Origin of the sequence: Brevibacterium otitidis (assembly GCF_042429315.1) — a bacterium.
Classification (GTDB): Bacteria; Actinomycetota; Actinomycetes; order Actinomycetales; family Brevibacteriaceae; genus Brevibacterium; species Brevibacterium otitidis.
Map to the genome: position 1 here is coordinate 1 of NZ_JBHMAU010000058.1, position 2,107 is coordinate 2,107.

Sequence of the window (2,107 nt, forward strand, 5' to 3'; positions counted from 1 at the left end):
AGGCCTGCCGGCTGGGCTTGAGGAGCTTGCTCAGTTGGGGCGGACGCTGTGGCGGAAACGGGCTCAGGTGCTGGCGTTTTTCGATCGTGGTCGCGCGTCGAACGGGCCGGTCGAAGCGATCAACGGGCGCCTCGAGCACCTGCGGGGTATCGGGTTGGGGTTCAGGAACTTCGGCCACTACGTGCTGCGCTGCTTGCTCCACTCCGGGCAACTATCGAACCGGGTCAACGCACTCTAGAACCGGAAGAGCCGATGAACCTCTCGATCGAGTCAAGGAGACACAAGATAGTTGACGATCCGAGGCCGGGCACTAGACCGCGCTGAAGCTCCCCTCCACCACACACGCGATGGTACGCCTACACGTCGGCCTCGCGCCGCCGCTCACAACTCCCGACGCACTGTATTTACACCAAGCGGGCAACCCGCTCCTAGACAGAGTCTTCGTCCCGTACACTAAGACCTGACTTCCACAATTTTTGGGGTTTTCTTCGCGTCTGGAACTGTTTGCGCTGGTCAGCGTGTTGCGCGGTTCGCTCGTGGGTAACTACATGGTGTCTAGAATGGGGTTATGAGCCCGTCTGTCCGTCGTGTTCCTGGAAGACCGGGAGTCACGCTTGTGCAGATCGTGGACAAGCCTGGCGGGCAGTACACGCTCGTTAAGCATATTGGTCCGGCTCGAACTGAAGCGGANAAGAGATCAATGCACGCAACGATGAAAGGATCCAACTACGTTCCGCAAATCTAACAACTCCCCTCGGTCGAATTGGTCGCGCCATCCATGGATTTCGTCGGCGCTAGGGCCACGCTTCGTTGACCCGCCAATTAGGTTAGTCGCTCTACTGATTGGGATTTCCAGCCTTGCGACGGCGATTCACGAAACATCGGACGCACTCAACCTCTCCTTTCACATCGTCAGCGCTGCCATCCTCGCCGGAGCGAGTATAGCCCCGGTTACCTCAGGGCTACTTGGATACGTTTTATTCTCACTCTTCATGGCACTCTTCCCGGATTTTATCAATCCATTTCAGCCGGTAGGATACTTATCCGTTGCCGTTTTACTCAGTCAGCTAAGGATTAGGCTTTTCATTACGTTCTCCTCGCTACTCTTTATTGCCGGCCTTCTACCTCCCCTACTTGGGGCGCCGACCGAGACCGGGGAATCGGTCGGCACGCTCGTCTTTACTTGGTTGCTGGCTGCCGTACTCGGACTCGCGGCGGCAGGGCTTGAACAGCGCATCAACGACGAAATTGACCTTCGTGAAAGATTAGCTATTCAGCACCAGAGAGACCTAGACTACGTGCGTCTCAAAATGGCACTTGATACACACGACCTTATGTCACACGGCCTAGCCACCGAGCATGCCATTATGCGCATGATGGGGGTCGATGCTCGCGCCGAAGGCCGTCACGAAGAACGACTGACGGAGTTAGCTTTAGTCAACTCCCACACTCAATACCAATTACGGATTCTTCTGACGCGACTCACCGACAACCCACGTGGGCGGCCGCACATTGGGAATCTAGAAAATGAAATGACGACTGCAGCCGAAATGGTACGCTTGGCCGCGAACACTGGAGGGTATAATGTTCAAATCCAGCTAGGCACATTGGCCTGTAAAGCAAGCATCGATTTCATTGAGATTGCGCTATTCATACTTAAAGAGCTTGCAACTAACGCTATCAAGCACGCCGCACTACCACACTCTTGCTCGATTTCTGTGCACATCAGACAGCGCGGCGGGCAGGACTGGCTTCATTTCAACGCATGCAACCCCAGCTCGGATGAACCTAGGCATATGCCACGGAGTTTGACCACGCGCGTAGATCAGGCCGGCGGCGAGCTACGACTTCGGCACTCGGCAGGATTGCTCTCCGTCGAAGTCGACGTGCCTGTAGCAGCAGGAGACACCAAATAGATACGTCGTACGGGGGATGCCAAAGCACCGTCTTGTACCTTGATATGTATAGATGAAGACCTCCTTAGCTCTCACCGCCGCCCTCTTTACGGGCTCTTCGGACATCCGGTGGGGGTCATGGGGTGAGTCCGCCGGCGGCGAGGAGCATGCGGAGGCGGTAGTTGTGCTGGTTGCGGTAGCCGCGGGCGAGG

2 protein-coding genes are annotated in these 2,107 nt (G+C 56.4%); both read left to right on the plus strand.

Translation table 11 applies throughout. The annotated features are described in order from the left end of the window. The coding region (locus ACFFN1_RS09330) for a transposase (protein ID WP_376840440.1) at positions 1 to 238 on the plus strand (238 nt) is incomplete at its 5' end. A gap of 754 nt (positions 239 to 992) precedes the next feature. Beyond that, positions 993 to 1,916 carry a sensor histidine kinase gene (locus ACFFN1_RS09335; protein WP_376840441.1) on the plus strand — a complete coding sequence of 308 codons (924 nt, stop codon included), beginning with the start codon at positions 993 to 995 and terminating at the stop codon, positions 1,914 to 1,916. Positions 1,917 to 2,107 lie beyond the last annotated feature (191 nt).

What these genes read in the sequence shown, in the direction of transcription:
- ACFFN1_RS09335 (WP_376840441.1), top strand. Translation starts at nt 993, where the DNA reads ATGGCACTCTTCCCGGATTTTATCAATCCATTTCAGCCGGTAGGATAC.